This is a genomic window from Shewanella hanedai (genome assembly GCF_007197645.1).
In the GTDB taxonomy this organism is placed as follows: domain Bacteria; phylum Pseudomonadota; class Gammaproteobacteria; order Enterobacterales; family Shewanellaceae; genus Shewanella; species Shewanella hanedai.
Genome location: NZ_VKGK01000001.1, coordinates 202,185 through 224,623 on the forward strand (window position 1 = coordinate 202,185; position 22,439 = coordinate 224,623).

At 43.3% G+C, this 22,439-nt stretch carries 15 protein-coding genes; 4 read left to right on the forward strand and 11 right to left on the reverse strand.

The genetic code is table 11. The annotated features are described in order from the left end of the window. Window positions 1-43: 43 nt before the first annotated feature. The 4 genes from FN961_RS00805 to FN961_RS00820 form a co-directional block, all read right to left on the reverse strand. Window positions 44-1,174 carry a Fic family protein gene (locus FN961_RS00805; protein ID WP_143562647.1) on the reverse strand — a complete coding sequence of 377 codons (1,131 nt, stop codon included), beginning with the start codon at window positions 1,172-1,174 and terminating at the stop codon, window positions 44-46. Between the two features lie 468 nt (window positions 1,175-1,642). Beyond that, window positions 1,643-2,791, reverse strand: coding sequence for a site-2 protease family protein (locus FN961_RS00810; RefSeq protein WP_143562648.1), 1,149 nt, complete (start codon window positions 2,789-2,791; stop codon window positions 1,643-1,645). 126 nt (window positions 2,792-2,917) lie between these two features. Further along, on the reverse strand, window positions 2,918-4,588 hold the full coding sequence (locus tag FN961_RS00815) for a flagellar assembly protein A (RefSeq protein WP_143562649.1): 1,671 nt from the start codon (window positions 4,586-4,588) through the stop codon (window positions 2,918-2,920). Window positions 4,589-4,806: 218 nt separating this feature from the next. Further along, complete coding sequence (locus FN961_RS00820) at window positions 4,807-5,832, reverse strand: methyltransferase (protein ID WP_143562650.1); 1,026 nt, start codon at window positions 5,830-5,832, stop codon at window positions 4,807-4,809. Between the two features lie 367 nt (window positions 5,833-6,199). Here FN961_RS00820 and FN961_RS00825 point away from each other — a divergent pair, with 367 nt between their 5' ends. The 3 genes from FN961_RS00825 to FN961_RS00835 are packed head-to-tail and all read left to right on the forward strand — an operon-like array spanning window position 6,200 to window position 10,254. Beyond that, window positions 6,200-6,613 carry a type 2 periplasmic-binding domain-containing protein gene (locus tag FN961_RS00825; RefSeq protein WP_143562651.1) on the forward strand — a complete coding sequence of 138 codons (414 nt, stop codon included), beginning with the start codon at window positions 6,200-6,202 and terminating at the stop codon, window positions 6,611-6,613. Beyond that, entirely contained in the window at window positions 6,597-7,769 is a 1,173-nt protein-coding gene (locus FN961_RS00830; RefSeq protein WP_143562652.1) for a hypothetical protein, read from the forward strand. Before FN961_RS00825 ends, FN961_RS00830 begins: the two co-directional genes overlap by 17 nt. After that, a complete protein-coding gene (locus tag FN961_RS00835; RefSeq protein ID WP_229814585.1) occupies window positions 7,735-10,254 on the forward strand; it encodes a putative bifunctional diguanylate cyclase/phosphodiesterase in 2,520 nt (839 codons plus the stop codon). Before FN961_RS00830 ends, FN961_RS00835 begins: the two co-directional genes overlap by 35 nt. A gap of 10 nt (window positions 10,255-10,264) precedes the next feature. On the opposite strand, the gene FN961_RS00840 is transcribed toward FN961_RS00835, so the two are convergent. From FN961_RS00840 to FN961_RS00870, 7 genes are all read right to left on the reverse strand, one after another. Further along, window positions 10,265-11,803 carry an alkaline phosphatase gene (locus FN961_RS00840; protein WP_143562653.1) on the reverse strand — a complete coding sequence of 513 codons (1,539 nt, stop codon included), beginning with the start codon at window positions 11,801-11,803 and terminating at the stop codon, window positions 10,265-10,267. An 11-nt stretch (window positions 11,804-11,814) separates the two neighbouring features. Continuing rightward, window positions 11,815-12,765: a glutathione synthase gene (gene gshB / locus FN961_RS00845; protein ID WP_143562654.1), complete on the reverse strand. Its 951-nt coding sequence runs from the start codon at window positions 12,763-12,765 to the stop codon at window positions 11,815-11,817. A 67-nt stretch (window positions 12,766-12,832) separates the two neighbouring features. Further along, on the reverse strand, window positions 12,833-13,564 hold the full coding sequence (gene rsmE / locus FN961_RS00850; RefSeq protein ID WP_143562655.1) for a 16S rRNA (uracil(1498)-N(3))-methyltransferase: 732 nt from the start codon (window positions 13,562-13,564) through the stop codon (window positions 12,833-12,835). A gap of 7 nt (window positions 13,565-13,571) precedes the next feature. Further along, window positions 13,572-14,285, reverse strand: coding sequence for an endonuclease (locus FN961_RS00855; RefSeq protein WP_229814600.1), 714 nt, complete (start codon window positions 14,283-14,285; stop codon window positions 13,572-13,574). 195 nt (window positions 14,286-14,480) lie between these two features. Continuing rightward, complete coding sequence (locus FN961_RS00860) at window positions 14,481-15,062, reverse strand: SprT family zinc-dependent metalloprotease (RefSeq protein ID WP_143562657.1); 582 nt, start codon at window positions 15,060-15,062, stop codon at window positions 14,481-14,483. Between the two features lie 55 nt (window positions 15,063-15,117). Then, a complete protein-coding gene (locus FN961_RS00865) occupies window positions 15,118-16,278 on the reverse strand; it encodes a hypothetical protein (protein WP_143562658.1) in 1,161 nt (386 codons plus the stop codon). Window positions 16,279-16,550: 272 nt separating this feature from the next. After that, window positions 16,551-17,462, reverse strand: coding sequence for a LysR family transcriptional regulator (locus FN961_RS00870; protein WP_143562659.1), 912 nt, complete (start codon window positions 17,460-17,462; stop codon window positions 16,551-16,553). 120 nt (window positions 17,463-17,582) lie between these two features. Here FN961_RS00870 and FN961_RS00875 point away from each other — a divergent pair, with 120 nt between their 5' ends. After that, complete coding sequence (locus tag FN961_RS00875; protein WP_143562660.1) at window positions 17,583-22,139, forward strand: ATP-binding protein; 4,557 nt, start codon at window positions 17,583-17,585, stop codon at window positions 22,137-22,139. Window positions 22,140-22,439 lie beyond the last annotated feature (300 nt).

A 22,439-nucleotide genomic window follows, 5' to 3' on the forward strand; every position in this document is an offset into this window, starting at 1 on the left:
GTCTGTGATTTAGTATGAACTAGGGCTGCACTGTTTTAGGCGGTCAACTCTTTTGAATTAAGTAGCGTCGACTACGTCCTTCTCCAATCGGAACTAAGATCTCTTTTTCAACCAAATCTCCTATATCTCTCGCCGCAGTTGCATCGGTTGTTTTAGCTAAAGCTTTATATTTTTTCCGTGAAATACCCTCGCTAAAATCCGTTGTTTCTAATAGCTTGGTAATCACTTTTCTTTGTCTAGTATTAAATACAGTTAATTGGTTCTTTTGCCAAAAGCGAGTTGTTTGCATGACTCGTTCAAATTCTTTCTTGGCATCTATTGCAGCAATCTCCAGCATTGATAAAAACCAAACTATCCATGCGGTTAAATCGAGGTTATTTTTTTCATCTACAATTTTTTCATTGCTTCCTAACTCACAACGCTGATGGCTTTCTAACAGTTGATAGTATTCATTGCGGTGACTTTCAAAAGCTGATGATAAAGAAAATAAACGCAGGTTAATATGCTCTGCCTCAGCTAAGCAGCGCTCTGCAATGATCCGAGATAAACGGCCGTTACCATCATCAAACGGATGAATAGTGACAAACCAAAACTTAGCGATTGCAGCCCTGATAAAGGTGGATTCGTTTGATGAGGCATTTAGCCAGTCAAAAAATAACTCCATCTCTTGTTCTACTTCGCTATTTACTGCACCTGGTGCTTCAAAGTGAACTTGTTGCTTACCGTATCGCCCCGAAACTATCTGCATAGTGTCATCACGGTAATCACCGATAGTCATGGGTGTGATGATTGGTGCAACTGGGAAAAGCATTTGATGCCACTGCTTTATGACATCATGATTGACTTGTTGCTCTGTCGTACGGATTGCAGATAATAAAAGCTCAACCATTGCATCACTTTGCTGGTTAAACTTATTACCTTTACCAATACCTAATTTATTGACGATGCTAGAACGAACTGAATCTCGATCATATAGCTCACCTTCAATTTTGGCGGAGGCTAGCGTTTCATCAAGTAATATCGCAGCTTCCCAATCTAAACGTTGCTCAAGTGATAGAAACTCACTCAATTGCTTTAATGGCGACACGGCTTGTATGCATGACTCTAGCTTGGGGATAACGATGGTCTTATCATAAGTAAAGTTAGGCCAGTCTTTCAGTTGCCAAATCCACATAATGTCTCTCTGAGTTGTTTAGAACGGATAATCATCTCAAATTATGAGTCGATTAAAGGGGTTAATCAACTCATTTATCTTTTTCTCATAGGAAGAGCAAAATTTACTGAGACAATTCTTTATGCAAAGAATTTGCAAAGGTGATTTTTGTTGTTTTACCTATTGATATTGTTGAGTATTTTTAGTGGCGTCCTTTTCAAAATCCGTTGCTTTCGAGCGTGACGGTTCAAGTCCGTCCTCCGGTACCAATTAAAATACTCTCTTTAAGAGATGCTCTCATTCGAGAGAGGAAACCTGCCTTTGAGCAGGTTTTTTTATGTCTGCAATTTGATGAAGCGCATAGAGCATTTTCTACTTCTTTGATCCATTATCTAAATAATCAGTGTGAAATTAACGTGAGAAGTACTCAATGGATACTTTACGAGCCTTCATTTAAAGGCTCGTTTGGCAGAGGGGTAGGTAAGTTTATTAACTTTGCAGGATCTGTAAGGGCAGAGCTAACATATCATCGCCAGTTCCGGCTAGATGCCAGATAATACCAATTAGGGCTCCGACTGTTAGTAGGTACCAAGCGGTTGAGAATATTTGGCCATACCTGTCCAGTGGAAGTAAGTGGCTTTGATGACGAGTTTTCCATTCAAAGACAATTTCTGCGCTGCCTATCAAGAGTAAAAACCCTAATAATGCCAACCCTAAGGTGTAACTTATGTATACGCCTATTGCAGCACCAGCCACGCAAGCCGCTAAGCCCATTACGCTGTTCATGGAGAAGCTTACGCTCTTTAATATATGTCCACCATCTAACGGGAGAATAGGGAGCAGATTGAACAGGTTTAACAGAGCGTTAAACGCAGCTAAACCAGCAAAGAAAGGGTTTTCGGTGATCCAAAAAGCCACTAATGCCATGATGGACATCAAGAGACCAAATGTTGGCCCCATGATGGATATCACCACATCTTGCCAGCGGGTGTTGATCTTCTCATCGCTGAGCGCAAGCCCTCCCATGAAGGGGATAAGGTAGATCCCTTTGGTTTTCATGCCGAAGTACTTCATCGCTTTGATATGCCCATATTCATGAAATACTAAACAGGCGATAAGGGCGAGTGCAAACTGAAAAGAGAACAACCAAGAATAAGCGGCGACGCTGGCTCCGGCTAAAACCACTTTAATGACTTTGGCACTTTTGAGTAGTTTGAAGCCAAGTGATGCAAGCCCTACCATACTAAACTGTCGTTTTACTTCAACTGGCGTCACTGGGATTTGACGCTCAATATCCTTGGTGTTTCTGCTGCCTTCAGTAACAAGAGTATCATCGACAGTCAAACGATAATCCAGATTAAAAGGTTGCCAGACTAAGTTTGTCTCAAGGTTCACATTGATGGTTTTTACATTAACTTGTTCAGTAGATGCTGAAGAATCTGGGACTGTTGCTGGGTCATTATGGGGATTAGTGAGCTGTGTTTTGAGCTCAAATTGATGACTTTTAAGACCTTCATTATCAGCAGATGCTTGTATCACTGAAACGGGTTCACCGCCCCAAAACAGCTGCTGCCAGCCAGCCATTGAACCTTCTAACCTTAGCTCTTTTCCTAAACAATCAATTTTTAATAGTTCCACTATGTTCTCTTAGCGTGATGAGATTTCTAATATAGCAGAGAAATATACATCGAAAGAGGGGGTGATGCGAGAATAAAGCGAGTAGAGCACTTAAGCGAGTTAAGTACTCTATTTTACATGACATTGCTAATGTTTAGTCTCGTAATCGAATTTCAACTCTTTGCCTTGATTGAAGACCATACACGTTCCGTGTTCGCGTTGGGTACGATTAAAAGCTTGCCCGATATGTAGCTCTACATTCGCAAAAATATGCTTATGTGCTTCAATATGAAAATCTTGGTAGTAGTTAACGACTTGATGTTGAACCCTTTCATATTCAGCTTCTTCGCTGGCGCGTTGAGCGGTGAGTTCACTTTTTTCATCGAGCATCATCTGCACTTGCTCTACCATCATCTCATCATTTTGCCATTCACTTTTTGGTGGTAGCTTTCGTAATCTTGCTTCTACATCTAGACCTGTAACAACCATAGATTTAATGCTTTTATCTAACTCTTTGGCTTGTTGTTTTAGCTTGTCTTGTTTCATGGCACAGAATACTTCAGTTTTGGTTCCTGCTGTGGCACCGATGACTACAGCGATGACACCGTTGTCGGCTTTAACGATGCCGCCAACCAAGTCGCCGCGTCGTCCGTTGGCATCACTCACTGTTAATTTCTGCTTTGTCTTGGTATAGCTATGCAGTAACTGTTTAGTCACTAAAATTTCGCCTTCAGCTTCTAAATCAGAATATTGAATGAATTGAGCACAAATTTGCCCTTTGGCGCGAATTTTGGTGGATAACTCTTTCTCTTTTAGCTGCCTGCCGATGATCCCTTTGCTGACAATGACATCCCCTTCGGCAATTAAAGTGCCCGAATCGACAAAGCCCATGACGGTGATGTCACCGCTACTTTTGACGACCATACCTTCATGAACATCACCAGTGACTAAAATACTGCCTTTAAAATCGACATTGCCATAACCCACGTCGACATCTTTTATGTTGAGTACATCATCGACCTGCATGCCGGTTTTGGTCTCTACAGGTTGACCTGAAACGGTCGCAATAAGATGATTTGGGTTGTTGCTGGAGAACTCTGTGCCATTACCAGCGGTGATTAAAATGTCTTTACCTGGAACAGGGGCTAAAATTTCACCGTGAATATTGTAGCCGCTGGTTCCCTCTGTCGCTGGATGCTTAACCAGAAGAAGATCATTTGGATCGACCATGATGATGGCGCCCAGATTATGCATGTCGACGGTACCATCTTCACGTTCTTGTGGTTGTAATAATCGCTCACGGGCAAGAGGAACTTTTCGTTCAGTTGATGCATTGATACCGTTTACGCATTGTTTACCTGAGGCGATAACGCATTCACATGCTTCACCTGCTTGTTTTCTTGAAAGCTCTTTGAGTAATGCTTGGATCTTAACTTTGCTTAATCCCATGCAGACATTGCTGGCTTTAAGTGCTTTCAGAATACCTTGAATAGTGACTTTCTCTCCACCCCAAGGAGCAGTGAGTTCCATCTGTGCCGACATTCTATCTTCGGCTACCTTGACGTTAATCTGACCGTCGATTCGCTCTGCAATCTTGAAAAACTGCTCAAATTGTCCGTCGTCTTGGCCACTGAGTTTATTGACTTGTGCCACTGCTTTTTGAATCATTATTTCTAATGGATGCAGCTGACTAAATTCCGGTAGTTCCAGCAGTGCCATAACGGCGCTTTCTGTAATTGGCCCGTGGGTATTTGGGATCACCTTAAATTCAACAAACTCTTTATCAATACTTAATTCAATGAGTTCCGGAGCCAACATAGTAAATTCCATTTCTGATGATTCGTTATTATATTATTTTTATCATTTGAGTATAACAGCATAAAGTTTGGCCATAGAAGAGCCAGAGAGCCGAAAAGTGACCGAGCTAACCTGTTTATTTATAATAGAAGTATTGTGCGAGGATGGAGATAAAAAATTGTAAGCGGCATTGAAATCTAATGCCGCTCACAAGATTAGTTTGATCAACTGAGGTTGGTTTATTTGTTCGAGTAAACTTTGTATTTGTTGTTTTCTGCTAGTGTATTAACCTGGTCGAAAAATTCAGAAATAGTGTCGCTATAAGGTAGATGTCGGTTAGCAACAATATGCCAGCAACCTCCATTTGCGAGTTTTTGTACACTTTCTCTTACAAAGGTCTTAGCAATCTCTGTCGTGCTCTTCAAGCCATCATGAAATGGAGGATTTGAAATAATGCCATTGAAGTGACCTTGAGTTTGAGATAACCCATCAGAGGGGTAAGTCTTAGCTGTAAAATTGTTGGCTTCTAGGGTTAATTCACAAGATTTTAGCGCCATGGCATTAATATCAACACACTCTAGCTTGAGTTCTGGCTGAGCTTTGAGCAGCGCAGCCGCAATGACACCTGCTCCACAGCCAAAATCTAACACTCTGCCTGATAACTTAGGTAGATGTGATAAGAGTAATTTAGTCCCTTCATCGAGGCGCTTCTCACTGAATACGCCGACTAAGTTACAAATGGTGATCTCACCTTGCGGTGTATCAAGTTGATACTGACTCACCCAGTCAGTCAGCTTAATGGCCGGTGCTTTTTTGATAAGCTGGCTGATGAATAATAAGCAGTGTCGTGCATTGTCTCGCTTAAATGGCGCGTCGAAATAATCGGGTACTTGTTTAGCGATTGAACGAATACCTCCTTTATTTTCACCCACAACAACAAGATTACCATCAGCGCGTAGATGTTGCCCTGCGAGGTTAAGCAGGTATGAGGCTAAAGCCTTCGCTTTTGGGTAATAGATAATCACGCTATCAAACATTTCATCATTGGTTGGGAGCTGATGGCCGAAATGTAGAGTCAAATTTGCCGCGCTGTGATTACTCATTATCAAATGATGATTATAGTCGAGCGCTAAAGCGGTAACACTCGCCGCACTCTCAAGCAGTTGTTTCGGTAACAGGTCGCCTTCATAGTTGAGAACTAATACATTTTCATTGGTAAAAAGATCACTATTTTTAAGGATAAGTTGAGATGGATTAGTTAGCACAGACGATCACAGTTAAAAAATTTGGTAGCAATTATATCGTAAAAGTAAGCGTGTACAGTAGTTGATTTGTGTTCGAGCGGGGTTTTATTTGGAAGAACTCGTGGCTGCTTACCTGCACAAAAGGGCGATAATATGACTTGGCGCTACTGCTTTTTGAATCTAATGCTATGGTTTTGAAAAACTAAACTGCTTTGAATAGCACTTATGGGCGTAAAACCTATGACTGATTATGTAAATATTAAGGCGATGTAGAATTTCTTTGCCTAAGCTGTAATTGAGCGTGGCTCTGTTGTCACGTCAGTTTATGTAATAGCAAATTGCGCCACTGGTTTAGTGGTGAACATCGTTGAGAGAAGGAGTTCCTTAGATGCGCTTGGTGGCTACATGGATGTTATTGTCTTACCTGTTTTGTGCCCATTCTACAGCGGCGCAGGTTATTGTGAATGACTCGGCTGTTGAATTTCCCCTTCCAGTACAAGAACTGCGCCTTATTTTCTCTATGCAGAAAACCTATTGGCCAGATGGCAATAAAATTCATGTTTTCATTCTCTCCCCAAGTTCAGAGTTACATAAAGAGTTCTGTTTTCAACAACTGGATATGATGCCCTATATGTTGCAAAGGCGATGGGATCGTCTGGTCTTTTCTGGTACTGGTGAAAGGCCGGAAATATTAAGCTCTGAAGCTGAAATGAAAATGCTTATTTCACAAACCCCAGGTGCGATTGGCTACATCAGTCACAGAACCTCTTTAACGGGAGATGTATATGTCTATGCTCGTTAAATTAAAGTCCATTGTTATGCTATCAATCCTCTCTTCAAGCTTATTGGCGACGGAACTGCAGTTGAGCGGTTTTATCGGACAAGGCTATGTTGCTGCTGATGATAGCCAGTTCATTGTCGGTGATAACGATCATGCCTTTGATATTACTGAAGCGGCTTTTGCTGTTTCATGGAAGCCAATTGAACATGTCAGAGTTGCTAGTGCGTTAAGTTATCGGCAATGGGGGACGCTTTACGATTCAGCGGTGAAGTTTGATTACCTCTTTGCTGAGTACACGTATCAGTTTGGTGAACAGAATTTCGGTGCGCGCGCAGGTTTATTTAAGAGTGAAATCGGCTTCTATTCCAGCACCCGCGATGTGCCTTTTACTCGCCCCAGTATCATGTTGCCTCAATCCATTTACAGTGACTATTTTCGTGATGCTCAGCTGCATGTTGAAGGTGGAGATGTGTTTGGAATGCATCCACTGTTTGATGGCATGCTCGATTGGCGACTCACTGTGGGTAAGGTTGATATCACCGATGATTTTGACCGAAATATATTAGGAAGAACCGACTTCGGGGAGTTTGATTCAGAACATTATTACGCTGCAGATGTCGAGTTTCAAAATAACAACATTAGGTTGGGGCTGACTTATTATGACGCGGAGGTAAGCTATAGCCCTTCAGCAATTGGAGGCTATTCACCTGGGGATATTCAATTAGTTAATTGGGTCTTTTCAGGCCAATTCAGGTATAAGAATTTCGAATTGACAGGTGAGTATTTAACTGGCGATAAAATGATTAACGGTCTGATGTTTCCCGTTGAATTTGGAGGATTTAAGGAGCCAAGCTTAGGTTATTACTTAGATTTACGAACTTACCTTCCTTATGAAGTGGAGCTGTTTATTCGATTTGATAAGCACATCGACAATACAGATGATAAAGATGGGCAAGCATATGAGATGAGATTCGGTTCTCCCGCTTATTTTGCCTATTCTGATGATTGGACATTTGGGGCCCGCTGGTTCGCTAGCCATGATTGGCTATTGGCGGTCGAGTATCACCAAGTTGAAGGCGCATCGTGGGTCACTCCTCTTGTGTCGCCGACTCCATCGGTGCAAGCAAAGGAATGGTCGATGTTTGCCATGCAAGTCTCATATCGGTTCCAGTGGTAAGCCAATGATGGTCTCCGATAAAAAAAGCATCTTTATCAGTTTAAAGTGGAAGCTTTTGATAGTGATGCTTGTGATGCTAACTATCTTAGGTGGAGTTTTGGGTGGGTTTACTTTTAAGCAACTCATTAATCAACAAGATTACCTGCTTGAGTCTCAACGTAATCAATTGTCTCAACATTTGGACAGTGCAATTTCATTAACCGTCGATAACTCCCTCGTCGCTGCTGAGCAAATAGCGCTATTGATTAATGAGCAGAAGAATGTGACACCAGATATGAGCCAATACCAATTGATGTTGGATAAACGCTGGCCAGATATTCAGCTCTATTGGAAGTTGGGTTCAATGACTCTGATGACGCCATCTTGGGAGGTGTTAGCTCATGCTGGGAAATCAATTAATGTGGATGACCTTCAGTGGTTTGAAACTGATCGAGTCAATGGAGAACCGCGTTGGCAAATCGTGTGTCACCAAGAGTGTGTGATTCAAGTTTTGGTGCCCAATTTAATTAATGGCCAGCCTTTTCTGCTTTTCCTTGAGTTGGGACTAACCGATATATTATCAATTTTCCGGGTTAATCAAACCTTTGAACTTGCGGTTTTAGGGCCAAAGGTCGAAGACTCTGTAGGTCAATATTATTGGGGGAGGGAGTTATACGGGCTAAGTAATAAGCGCACCAGTTTACCTTTGCTGGAACAGGCTGCTGATAATTTCTCATGGGACCATATTGCCAATAACGGCGGAGGGTATGAGGTCAATAATGAGTATTCAGCAATCTGGATTTTCCCTTTATCTGACGAGGTTAACTCTCCCGTCATACTCGTGATTAATAATATTAATAACTGGCAGTTACTCTTGAATGAGTTTCAAGAGAGCATGCTCGGCACTTTGTTAATCACGCTATTGTTATCTGGAGGATTAGTTATTTTAGTGGCTTGGGCACCTGTGGTTAGTCTAAGTCGACACGCAAACTTGTTACCTTTACTTGCCGAGCATGATTTTGAGACGTTAAAATTGCGGTCACCTAAAACGGCTTCATTGATTGTTGATGAAGTCGACCTGATCCATCATGCGACTCATCAGCTTGCCGATAAACTCCAGTGCCTTGAATTAGAGATCGATGAATATACTGCAGAGTTGGAACGATTAGCCATGTTAGATGCGCTGACTGGTCTGCCGAATAAAGCGATGTTAATGCACGAGTTGAACAAGGCGATAGCCTGTGTGGGAAGTACCCATGTTCAAGTTGCTTTGATGTACCTAGACCTCGATGAATTTAAACGAATCAATGACACCCTTGGTCACACTCTAGGAGACGATTTACTCAAAATCGTAGCCACCAGATTAAACAATAGTGTTAGGGCTATGGATACCGTATTTAGACAAGGTGGAGATGAATTTCTTATCTTGCTGCGAGGAATACGCTCTGATCAAGATGTTCGTAAGGTGATCCATAAGATTTTCTCCTCCTTGCAGCAACCTGTAGCACTTGGAAATCATAAATTGATCGTCACAACCAGTATCGGGGTTGCTTACTGTAAGAGCATGAATTTGAGGGCTGATGAACTCATTAAGTATGCGGATCTCGCGATGTATCAAGCTAAGGGTGCTGGTCGTAGTAACTACCGAGTATTTACCGAAGACATGCTGCAAAAAGCCAATAATAAATTGATGATTGAGCAAGATATTGGCGCAGCAATCGAGCAGAGACAGTTATCGCTATTTCTTCAGCCAATAGTGGCTCTGCCTGACGCAAAATTGAAAGGGTTTGAGGCGCTTATACGCTGGTTCCATCCTGAACGAGGCTTGATCATGCCGGGGGATTTTATTCCGGATATTGAAAATAGTGAGGCTATTATTCAAGTCGGCAATTACGTATTAGAAGAGGGCGGGGCAATACTATCTCGCTTAAGAAAGCAGGGGTGGGATGATCTCTATTTAGCGGTAAACCTGTCAGCCAAGCACTATATGGATCCAGGTCTTATTCCACTGGTTCAGCACATTCTATCTAAATACGATCTTCCTCCTGAGAGTTTGTTATTGGAGGTGACAGAAGAGAGTGTAATAGAACATGTGGAGTTGGCGATGGCGTCGATGACATCACTCAAGCAGTTAGGTGTTCGAATCGCTATTGATGATTTTGGCACTGGTTATTCATCCTTAAGCTACCTTAAACAACTACCTTTTGATGTGCTGAAAATCGATAGGTGTTTTACCTCTGAAGTGCTCAATGAAAGTACAGACTCTCATATTGTCAGCACGGTTATCGATCTCGCGCATAATTTAGGCCGTACCGTAGTGGCTGAAGGGATTGAAGTGCAGGAGCAAGGAGATTACTTGGCGAGATTAGGCTGCGAATTGGCCCAAGGCTACCTTTATGCTAAACCATTAAATGAAGAGAGAGTCATGACGATATTGAACACGATAGGAGAGGATAGAATATGGCCTGTAGAACACGCTCCCCAATTTGGTAAACTGGGGAGTTAGATTCATTAGTTTATATTGGTTTCCCAAGAGTGACAGTATCACTGCTTGGTTCTTTTAATTCAGGCGTTGCTATGGCTTTCGTTGCCATAGATTTACTCTTCTCACTCTTAATCACGACAGGCTTGATTTGTAAAGGTTGAGCTTCGAGAGACGGAGCTGCTGCAGGTTTAGTTGCTGCTGATTTAGATGTTGCTGGCGCGATCGCTTTAGGTTTACTTGCCACTTTAGGTTTCTTTGGTAGCAGGCTCATCAGCTTATTGGCGATGTCGGTGTTATCTTGATAACCATTAAATAGGGTCGATGCAGGACCTGAAGTAAAAACTTGTACATCAACGCCTGTATGACCACCTGTTGTCCAGCCGGTATAGGATCTAAGATCAATGATCTTTTTAATTGCCGTAGTCATCACCTCCACACCTTGCATACGCGCCAGAGAAAGTTGAATGGCCTCTTCAGGGCTAAGCTCGAAACCAAGTTTAGCGTTAACTTGTGACTGCCAATCACCATCAGCAAGTGCGAGTGAAGCTATCGCATCTGGGCTATTTGATACGCCGTTAATGATATCGGTCTTCCAGATATACTCCCCATTCGCACCAATACTCAAGCCACCCGTATTATGATCGGCAGTGACGACCATTAAGGTATCCTTGTGTTGGCGTACATACTGCTCAACAACTTCTATCGCATTGGCAAACTCATCCATCTCTGCCATGGCGGTTACGATGTCATTATTGTGACCCGCCCAATCGATAAGGCTTCCTTCCACTAAGAGTACAAATCCGTCTTGATTTTGAGACAGTAACTCCAATGCTTTGCTGGTCATTTTACTCAGCTTATGTGCGTCTTTGTCATTGATAGCCCAAGGAAGCTGAATATCTGCAAATAGGCCGATAACCTTCGGTTCTGTCACGGTATCTAATTGGGCGAAATCTGAGATATGTTGATAGCCCTTAGCTTCAAATTTTTTGAGCAGCTTAGGAGGGAAGTAGCGTTGGCCGCCACCTAACATCACGTCGGTATCGGTATTTAGAAAGCTGTTTGCTATTTCATCATAATTACGACGACTCTCATTATGAGTCAGAAAAGCGGCTGGCGTGGCATGATTTATCTGAGAGGTGACAGCGACGCCGGTGGCAAGCCCCAATTGCTTGGCTTTTTCCATAATGGTGGTGAGAGGTTGTTTTTGTGTATCAACAGATACCGCACCATTGTATGACTTAACGCCAGTGGCTAAAGCCGTTGCTGCGGCAGCTGAATCAGTCACGTAACCACTGATTTTAGCGGGGTAGGTACTGGCAGAGCCGACTAATAACCTGTCGAATACGGTTTGTTCAACCTCTTCAGTATCTGGGTTATTTTTATAATATCGATAAGCGCTGGTATAGGCAGGCCCCATACCATCGCCAATCATAATGACGATATTCTTAGGAACACTGGGTGTCGTCCCCATCATCGTTAGGCTGGGACTATCGCTATTTGCTTGTGCAAGGCTAAATAGGCTACCAGATAGAAGCAGCAAACCGCTAAAGAGGGAACGAGTTAGTGTCATTGAATATGCCTTTATGCCGATTTAATACGAGATTCGATTGCATCCATTAGCATGCCAGTAATATCGACATCAAAGGCTGCTTGTATCTCTTTGATACAGGTTGGACTGGTCACATTAATCTCGGTGAGTTTGTCACCAATGACATCCAGTCCGACAAAAATCAGTCCACGCTTTTTGAGTTCAGGTCCGATAGCTCGGGCTATCTTCCAATCACTTTCAGACAGTGGCTGAGCGACACCGCGTCCGCCAGCTGCCAAATTACCACGTGTTTCGCCTTTTTGAGGGATACGGGCTAATGAATAAGGTACTGGCTGGCCATCGACGACTAAAATACGTTTGTCGCCGGAGGTGATATCAGGAATAAAAGCCTGAACCATCGTATATTGCTGACCATGATTGGTTAAGGTCTCAATAATCACACCTAAGTTAGGATCGTTTTCCTTAACCCTGAAGATTGAACTGCCACCCATGCCATCTAATGGCTTAATGATGACGTCTTTCTTCTCTTGGTGGAAATGGCGGATCCGCTTCTCATCTCGAGTGACGATAGTTTCAGGCGTGAATTCAGAGAACCAAGCCGTGAAGAGTTTTTCGTTAGCGTCGCGAAGGCTTTGAGGCTTATTGACGATAAGTACGCCTTCCTCTTCGGCTCTTTCAAGCATATAAGTTGCGTAGATGAACTCAGTATCAAATGGAGGATCTTTACGCATTAAGATAACATCGAGATCGGCAAGAGGCGTATCGATGACTTCACCGAGTTCGAACCAATTGCTCTCGTTCTGCTGAACGCTCAGTGAGCGCATTGTTGCCATGGCTTTACCATTAACCATCGCCAGATCCTGCATCTCCATATAGAAAAGCTGGTAGCCGCGGCTTTGAGCTGCAAGTAACATCGCGAAGCTTGAGTCTTTCTTAATGTTGATATCAGTGATCGGGTCCATCACTATGCCGAGTTTTATCATTAATTCGTTTCCTTGTGCCATCAGATTCTATGGTCTTAAATTGGGTTCATTAAAGGTGAGACGGGTGTTATCCCATGTCTCCAAATTTTAATTGCAGTGCACTAATCGCTGTTAGTGCAGCTGTCTCTGTTCTTAATACTCGAGGGCCAAGCAGAACATCGGTAAAGTGATGTTGCTCTGTCATCATGATTTCGGTTTCAGAAAGGCCACCTTCAGGTCCTATTAACAACCTGACTTTAGGGGATACTAACGATAAACCGCCTATGCCATGAGCAGCTCTAGGGTGCAGGTTTAATTTAACGGAATCTGTTTGCTCAGCGCTCCATGCTTCAAGTGTCATCGCTGGTCTTATTTTAGGGACTCGACTGCGACCAGATTGCTCACAAGCGCCGATCACTATCTTTTGCCATTGCTGTATTTTCTTCTCCAATCGTTCACCGGAGAGCTTCACGCCACAACGTTCAGAAAATAGCGGTGTGATAGTGTTAACCCCTAGTTCGACAGATTTCTGTATGGTGAAATCCATGCGATCTCCACGAGAGATCACTTGTCCCAGATGAAGATGAAGCGGTGACTCGCTAAGGTTAAGACTCGAAGATAGGACCTTGACGGAGACATTTTTCTTACTGGCGGAGATGATCTCTGACAGGTATTCTTCACCGTCACCATTAAACAGGCTGATCTGTTCGCCAGTATTCATGCGTAGTACGCGACCGATATGCGATGCGGGCTCGTCATCAAGCTCGACGACATGACCAACTGCTAAGGGCGATGCCTGATATATTCTTGGGATTCTCATCTATTTCCTACTCCGCAATGGATTGCGTTATTGCTCGTGCGTCACAATTGTTTTTTACAAAGGGATTATGATTACCTTGAGTCTGGGCTATCTCTTTATCCCTTTTGCACTCAATAGTATCAACTGGATAAGTTTTATCCCATGCCTTAAATAGCTTTAATTGGCTTTTGGCTATTTTTAAATCGTATGCCTGCTGCATATAGAGGTATGTTCGTGCAATTTGACCTCGAGTATAACTGGGAGGCTCGGCTTTTCTCGATTTAAAATCAATGATCATGTCACATTGACCATATTGTTCTGGTGTTGCGTTCCACTGGCTGAATCGATAGTTACTTCTATCACCATTCACTTCGCCGATGGCAGGTACTAAATTATGAAGATCAGATTCCATTTTCTTGAACAACTTATCTTTTTTACCACAGTTTTTTCGTCCACCCTCTTGCCAACATAGACGTTGATGACCAAATTCCCAGGCAGGTACGATATGTTCCCATTCGATACGCGCTGCGCGTTTCTCTTGTTTTCTGACGAGATAACCACAACTTGAAAAGTCAGTTTGCCACTTTTTTCCGTTAATCTTGATGTCACAACCACAATAGAAACTGGTGGTCGGTAAAGAGCTTGAATAGATCTCTTTTGCGCGTTTCTTTGCTTGATAAAAGCTGGTTGGATGAGAGGCATAAGCAGATGCTGAAAATAGCAAGGATAGCCCTAAACCTATGGCTAAGGTTGAGCAAAGTCTAAATGGCGATTTCAATTTAAATCCCTAAAAGAGCGATGAGAACATCACTTTAAATGCTGGTGGCAGAGCTAGTGTCTGCCTTGGTCGGGATTTTACGGGATGAAAAGAGGAAAGCAAAGCGGCAAGCTTTGAAAGCGAGTGTAAAGGATGAACGTAAGAGAGCTGTGACGGATTTTAGGTGAGGTTTACTGCAGGTGAAAGAGCTTTCTTGCAGCGTCGACAACGGTATTGAGTTTCACCTCTAACCACCTTGTTATGACGTCGAATACTCAAGCTTACCGGGCCACAATCACATTGATAAGAGAAATGCTGGCCCGCAACAGATTGGGTGTTCATGCTGTGGGTAGTGCTTGGTGTTAGCTTAAAGACCCGTATCATTAAGGCTTGCCATTCCTGCCCATGGGGTTTGACTCTGCCGTACATCTGGTGTGCCAGCAGGTGGCAAATCTCATGGGGGATCACTTCGTTAAAGAAGGCATCTTGGTTTTCAGCGAGCAAGATTGCATTAAACCTGAGTAGGTTCTGATGTAGATGAGCGGTGCCAGCGCTTTTACCTCTAAGTTTAAAGTTGATTTCAGGTCGAGGAAAAATACGTTTGAGTTGTTCTTCGGCTAGGCAATAGCACTCGATAACTCGTCGAGTTACTTGATTGTGCAACTTAGACTCAAATTTATGCTCCAGATTAAAATACTGAGTTTGCGAGGCATTAGAACGGGTTGTTGAGGTTTTGGTATTAGAGCGAAATAAGTTAAACATAGCGCCGTTTCAATGGAAAATTAATGCGCCCGAAAAGCGGGCGCGAAAAAATAGATTATAAGCTTTCTGCCGCAGCGATGACCATCGCTTTTACTTGTTCTAAGATTTGAGCTTCGGTGTTAGCATCATAACCCGCGACTCTTGGCGTATGGATATGACCGACTGGGATCTTGCTATTTAGCTGCTGCCCTAGTAAGACGGCACGATAAGATATCTCATTTGAAAGATAACCCCCGCCAGATCCTTCAACCGATGTAGAGCCTTGTAGTTCGACTAATGAACTTGCCTCAAAAGCCCCTTTGGCTAAGGTGGTGACGCCATGGTTATCATTGACTTTCCACTTGCCTTCAACGGCTTGCATTGCTTTAACAGGCAATGAAAACTCGACAAACTCTGGACCGTTTAAGCTTTTTTCTTCAAATAGGGGGGCGATGGGGGCTTGTTTGTTAGCACCAGTCAGTATATTGAGGTTATCAGGTGCTGCAGCACTTCGATTACGGCCTGGGAAGCGCTCAAGGTCAAAATCATCGCGTCCCATACTGACGGTAAATATCATGTCGACACTGTTGTCGCGATAGATAGGCGTGAGAAGAGACTCAATCAGACCTTGATCAAAATCAGCAAAACGAACTGGGATCATCACCGTCTCTATTTGGGCTTTTTTGCCTTCGACGGTGAACTTGAATCCATCCAGCGCTAAGGCGACTAAACCTGAGGGGTTACTTTGGCCGATATTTCGGTCGAGGAAGAAGGGATCGAAACCGCTGAGTAAAATCTTAACTTGAACGTCATCATCAAACTGAATATTACTAAAGCCTCGAGATGACTTTTCAACCGCGTTGATAAGTACCTCTTGTTGCCATTGGACAATATCGAATGCGGGTTTAGTGGTTTTCAACTCTTTAAGCATGGCAAGACGGCTCCAGTACAGCGGCCTGTCATCTATAGTGCCTGACTGAACATCTCTAACAGCTTGCTGCCATAAACGCTCACCTTGTCTGGCTGCAAGTTGAGTGACTCCAAGCTCATCGTTATTTTGACTGTATTGCGAGGTTAAATTGTCTACTAGGCCTTGGTAACGGGAGACGACATCAGGCAGTGAAATTGCAGCGTTATCAAGTCGTAGCTCTTCAACATCAAGTTCAACTTGTGCATTCGCACTGGGTAGAAGGCTTAATAGGCCAGTGAAAAGGAGTGCACTGCTTGCTCTGTTCATAGGAGGTCCATTGGTGAGTTATCGGTTATGAGTCTTAAGGAAAGCGAACAAGGCTGTAATACTTTTAACCTAATATCATTTCCTGTTAATCAGTATGCAACACCAAACCTTGTATGAAAAGCCGACGATGGATGATAGTGCTTAATGGGGGGGATTCTTTACATTGAACAGCTTGATTGCGGGATAGTATGTTAGGTGACATATTCTCTGACAACGGGCTCAATAGCTGTCGGTTTTCAGCGCGGCACAGACCCATTAATGGCTAATTGAGCCTACACCATCATAGATTGCAGAGATTCATGGCTGTTGAATCGTTTAGTAAAGAAGTCTAAAAACACGCTGATGTTGGTTGCGAGCTGTCTTCTGCTTGAGTAAACGCCATAAACTTTGAGAGGTTCAATAGGCCACTCTTGCAATAATGGCACTAATGAGCCACTTGCCAGCTCATTTTTACAGACTGAGTTAGATAGCATGGCGATGCCAAAGTCATCTTGAACTAGCTGTTTGACCATGATGGCGCTGTTGACCCTGACTTTACGTTTAAAGCTCACCATGGTTTTTCTGGCCCCTTTGCCTAAAGGCCAAATGGGAGCTGAGCGTGACGTACCCAGTAAAATACCACTGTGTTCCATTAAATCTTGTGGGGTTGCGGGCGTGCCGTTGGTTTTAAGATAACCGGGGCTGGCCACTAAAATTGGCTGACGCTCCAGTAATAGTCGCGCAACAAGGTCTGAGGATTGTAACGGCCCGTACTTAATCGCAATATCGTAGCCTTCTCCTACCAGACCGACTTCTCTGTCGGTAAATTGAACATCTAATTCGACATTGGGATAAAGGCGCATAAAGCTGCTGCAGAGGTTGGCAATCAGCTCCTGACTAAATGACACGGGAATGGCGATTCGTAATGAACCAGAGACATCATTGTGCGTGTTTTCTATCGTAGCCTTAGCCGCTTCAATCTCGTCACTGATACTATTACAGTGTTGAAAAAAGAGCGCTCCTACCTGAGTGAGACTCAAATTTCGAGTGTCTCGCTGCAGTAATCGCACTCCAAGTTGCTCCTCAAGCTGGGCAACTTTACGACTTATGGTTGATTTTGGCATGCCTATTTCACGGGCGGCTTGTGAGAAGCCTTTGGCTCTAACAACCGCTGCAAACAGCATCATACCGTTAAGATCTGGCATATTTTAGTCACTGTCTCAAATATGGAACAAAGCGTCTAGGCTAGTTTAATGGTATTTGACACCGTAACAAAGTTATATTTACTGGCTAAAAATTTTAGAGGCTAAGCAGAGGATCAATTGATGACCAGCAACAATAAGCCCACAAACATGACTCAAGCTCAATCAGCCGATCCGCTTTTTCTTAAAGCTGAACACTTGGCGCAAGATTTTTCACTGTTTCCTGAACACAGTAAACAGAGTCTATCTGAAGAGATCAAAGGTCTCTTAGGTGACGACGCTATCCAGTCAAACCTTAAAGAACTGGAGCAGCTAGATGTAGATGGTTATGTCACACGAGTGATACAACCGACGTTAGATAAGAGCCGTCTTGGTGCTAAGCGTGTCATTGCCGATCTTAAAGGCAAGTTAATTGCCGAAAACCACATGGGTCCATTTTACAGTGCTGAAATTGAACTTAACTTCGGTACTCGTACACGTCGTTTAGGCTTTATCGCCCAAGAACGTACAACAAGCAACGGTGCATGGTTGCCTGAGCATCACCTCGAAGCATGTAAGGCTATTCGTAAGTTCGCTGAACTGGCAATGCCTATCATCTATCTTATCGACACCCCTGGTGCCGATGCTGGTGAAATAGCTAACAGCCAAAACCAAGCGCACACGATTTCAAAAGCCATTGCAGAAAGTGTCAACGTTGACGTACCAACAGTGGGTATCGTTATTGGTGCTGGTTATTCTGGTGGCGCAATTCCATTAGCTGCCGCTAACATTTTACTGTCACTGCGTGACGGTATCTTCAACACTATTCAGCCACAAGGCTTGCAGAGCATTGCGCGTAAGTACAACTTGTCTTGGCAGGAATGTGCTAAATCAGTGGGTGTGTCTCCTGAAGAGCTATACACGTCAGGTTGTATCGACGGTATTATCGATTTCTCTCCTTCAGATAAAGATGAGCGTCAACATAACCTTCGTCGCGCTATTATCAGCAGCGTTGAAGCCGTTGAGCATGCTGCTATTCAGTTCGTACGTGAATCAGAAGATCTACGTGAGCATTATGACCGCAGTTTGAGCCGTTTCTTAACGCCTTCTACAAATCTTGCAGCACTTGAAGATCATGCTGAACTTGCTGTCGCAAACAACCCGACGATGCACCTTAACCTATTTGGTAGTGCTTACCGTTACCTGCGTTATTTGACACTTCGTAGCCGTATTCACTCAATCTCTCAAGAGCAGTATGGTCGTTTATCTAAGGTCAGCGTACCTGAAGGTGATCTACTTGCTCGTATCGCACAAGAGCAAGATCGTGTCTTTCAGTCTTGGTTATCAAGCCCTGATAAACTGGTTTACGATGAAGAGCTAAACAAACTTTGGAGCAACTTCACCACTAAGCGTGATGATGTTTCTACTGAACGTAACATGCTGACTCGTTTGATTTTGGGTGAACCAAAAGAGAACTATAAGAAAGCACGTAAAGCACTGTTATTTAACATCGGTTGGTCTCTATACCACCGCTGGAAAGGCAATGCAGAGAATAACTTCAAAGGCCTGATCCAGTACCTTGAAACTTTGCCTCCAGAAGTCACTCAAGTTGATTGGCCTGAGCTGAACCAACTGACTGTACTTGATGTGGTTATTCACGACGAGCTACGTGAAGACTTTATCTGGCAGTGTCACAACATTCTTATCTTCAACGCATTGTATGACAATGTCGTGGGCAACTTAGCGTCAATCGCTAAAGAGGCCATGATGTCGAAGAGTTTGTCCCGTGCATCTGTCGATAACTTGCTTCATGATTCAATCGATCGCGCGTTATCGACTCAAGATACTGCAAACGATAAAGGTAAGTTCTACAAGTGGCTGAAGTTCTTTATGTCTCAGTCAAACCGTGCAGAGTTACTGACCAAAACTGAGCAGTGGAAGAGTGTTGGTTTCCCTCAGTTAAACGATAGCCTTTTCGTTATCCTGACTTATTTCTTCGAGCGTTTACTGCCTGAATATTTCGACAGTGAAAATGAGAACCATGAGTACACTGGTGCGATTAACCCTGTTCGTATTGGTCGCCGTAAAGATTTCTGGAACCGTCTCACCATGGGTTATCAGGATCTGTTGATCCAGAAAGTGCTTCGTGATGAGAAGCGTAGCGGTAAGATGGGTTGGGAAAATATCACCAATAAATTCTTCACCGATTTCGAAGAGTTAAATGGCGACAAAATGTCAGCTAACTTGCTTAACTTCCCAGGTTTCCGTCTTTCTATTGAAGATGCACTTGATAAAGGCATTCGCCCTTGTGGTTTAATCACTGGTGTTGCTGATTTTGAGCAAGATGGTCAACAGATTAAAGTTGGTCTTGCGGTGTCTAACACAGCATTCCAAGCTGGCGCTTTTGATATGGCCAGTGCTGAGAAATTCTCTGCGCTACTGATTGAATGTGCTAAGCGTAAGCTGCCTGTTATCTGCTTCATCAGTTCTGGTGGTATGCAGACTAAAGAAGGTGCTGCAGCACTGTTCTCTATGGCTGTGGTCAACGACCGTATCACGCGCTTTATTCGTGATAACGAGTTGCCTGTATTAATGTTTGGTTATGGCGATTGTACTGGTGGTGCTCAGGCGAGTTTCGTGACGCATCCTCTCGTGCAGACTTACTACCTATCGGGTACTAATATGCCGTTTGCAGGCCAAATGGTTGTACCGGCTTACCTGCCTTCGACTGCGACATTATCAAACTACTTGTCGAAAGTGCCGGGTGCGATGGACGCCTTGGTGATCAATCCATTTAGCGACACGATTGATGACCAGTTGTCAGGTATCGATCCGTTAATGCCTAAGCCTACCGCTAAGATTGAAGAGGTAATTGGCAAAGCACTATCAACATTGGTTCCTGAGATGTTGGTTGCTGATGAAGAGATTGTCCAAGACGATCCTCGTCAGCTAATGAAGCCAATCAATAAAGTATTGATCCATGCCCGTGGTTGTACTGCGGTTAAGCTTATCCGTAAGGCACATGACAATAATATCAATGTCGTGTTGGTTGCATCGGATCCGGATATGACTTCAGTCCCTGCTGATATGCTAAAAGAGGGTGATAAGTTAGTCTGTATTGGTGGTAACACATCAGATGAAAGTTACCTTAACGCCTATTCAGTATTGAAAGTGGCCGAGTACGAGAATGTCGACGCACTTCACCCTGGTATCGGTTTCCTATCAGAAAGCCCACAGTTTGCCGCACTATGTGTCAACAATGGCGTTAACTTTGTAGGCCCAAGTGTACACAGCATGACGACCATGGGTAACAAGTCGAATGCGATTAAGACCTCTCAGGTCAATGGTGTCCCAGTTGTTCCTGGTAGCCACGGTATTTTGAGCAATGCAGAGCAAGCGGTAAACGTAGCGAATGACATTGGTTATCCTGTACTGCTTAAAGCTGTACAAGGTGGTGGCGGTAAAGGTATTCAGGTTGTAGAGCGTTCATCTGATATGATCAGTTTGTTCCAACAGACTTCTACTGAGGCCGCAGCAGCGTTTGGTAACGGTGATCTTTATCTCGAGAAATACGTAACGTCATTACGTCATATTGAAGTTCAGTTGCTACGTGACCAGTTTGGTAACACCAAAGTATTGGGTATTCGAGACTGTTCAGTTCAGCGTAATAATCAGAAGGTTGTAGAAGAGTCGGGTTCGACAATGCTACCACCTGAGCTGAAAGAGAAAGTGCTTGAGTACACTCGTGCATTGGGTAATGCGACCGATTATATGGGCGCCGGTACTGTTGAATTTATCTATAACTTAGACGCGAACGAAGTCTACTTTATGGAGATGAATACACGTCTACAGGTTGAGCATCCAGTAACTGAAGCAACGTCAGGTATTGATATTGTGAGCGCAGGCTTTGATATTGCAGCAGGACGTTCGATTGAAGACTTAGAGCCTCAAGATATTGGTTATGCGATTGAAGTGCGTGTGACTGCTGAGAAAGCTGCACTGGACAGCAATGGTATTCTGCAGTTATTGCCACACCCTGGCTTGATCACTGAGTACAAAATGCCTGAGCGTGATGATATCGAAATCATCTCTATTGCGGGTGAAGGTAAAGAGGTTTCACCTTACTACGATAGCTTAATCGCACAGATAATCTGTCGTGGTGAGAGCCGTGAAGATGTGATCACTAAACTGCATGACTACTTAGCAAACAGTGCTGTGATCAAAGGTATTGCCACTAACATTCCTTTGCTTACGCGCATCTTGAAAGATGGCACTTTCAACGAAGGTGTTTACGATACTAACTACCTACCTCGTCTAATGGCTGAGCTTGATATTCCTGAGCTGATTGCAGAGATGGAAGCGGCGGCAGAGATGGTCGGTGTTGACACTGAATCATTACGTGTTGGTGAGAGTAATGAGCTTAAAGTAATGGCACAAGGTGCAGGTATTTTCTATACCTCTCCAGCGCCAGGTCAGCCTGACTTTGTTAAAGAAGGCGATATTGTTACAGCAGATCAGACTTTAGCGCTTACAGAAGCAATGAAGATGTTCTCTCAGTTAAACCTAGCTACTTATAACCGTAAAGATGCCGTACTTTATCCAGAAGATAAGAAGTACCGTATCGAGCGAGTACTTAACAGTAACGGTCAGCAAGTATCTCAAGGTGATTTGTTGTTTGTTGTATCGCCAATCGAGGCTTAATCTAAACGAGTGCCTAATTTGATGTGGTCCAGCGCCTGTTAATTTAGATACAACTTAAGTATTAACTCCTAAAAATACCTATCATATTGATGGGTATTTTTTTGCCTGCAATTTACTTTAAAGCGTGTTTTTCGTGCAATTAATTGCGTTCGCAATACAAAAAGTAATGGGTAACTTCAATTTGATAGCAAGATAAATAGTCTAATTGTTTGAAAATAATAGTTTTATATTTATTAGAAATAATATCTTTATAAAAATCGAAAACAGGTGTATTTTTTGCTTTTAATTAGGCTATTCATG

Coding starts and splice junctions, on each gene's coding strand:
- FN961_RS00805 (WP_143562647.1), bottom strand. CDS start 1,174: ATGTGGATTTGGCAACTGAAAGACTGGCCTAACTTTACTTATGATAAG.
- FN961_RS00815 (WP_143562649.1), bottom strand. CDS start 4,588: ATGTTGGCTCCGGAACTCATTGAATTAAGTATTGATAAAGAGTTTGTT.
- FN961_RS00825 (WP_143562651.1), top strand. CDS start 6,200: ATGCGCTTGGTGGCTACATGGATGTTATTGTCTTACCTGTTTTGTGCC.
- FN961_RS00830 (WP_143562652.1), top strand. CDS start 6,597: ATGTCTATGCTCGTTAAATTAAAGTCCATTGTTATGCTATCAATCCTC.
- FN961_RS00840 (WP_143562653.1), bottom strand. CDS start 11,803: ATGACACTAACTCGTTCCCTCTTTAGCGGTTTGCTGCTTCTATCTGGT.
- gshB (WP_143562654.1), bottom strand. CDS start 12,765: ATGATAAAACTCGGCATAGTGATGGACCCGATCACTGATATCAACATT.
- rsmE (WP_143562655.1), bottom strand. CDS start 13,564: ATGAGAATCCCAAGAATATATCAGGCATCGCCCTTAGCAGTTGGTCAT.
- FN961_RS00860 (WP_143562657.1), bottom strand. CDS start 15,062: ATGTTTAACTTATTTCGCTCTAATACCAAAACCTCAACAACCCGTTCT.
- FN961_RS00865 (WP_143562658.1), bottom strand. CDS start 16,278: ATGAACAGAGCAAGCAGTGCACTCCTTTTCACTGGCCTATTAAGCCTT.
- FN961_RS00870 (WP_143562659.1), bottom strand. CDS start 17,462: ATGCCAGATCTTAACGGTATGATGCTGTTTGCAGCGGTTGTTAGAGCC.
- FN961_RS00875 (WP_143562660.1), top strand. CDS start 17,583: ATGACCAGCAACAATAAGCCCACAAACATGACTCAAGCTCAATCAGCC.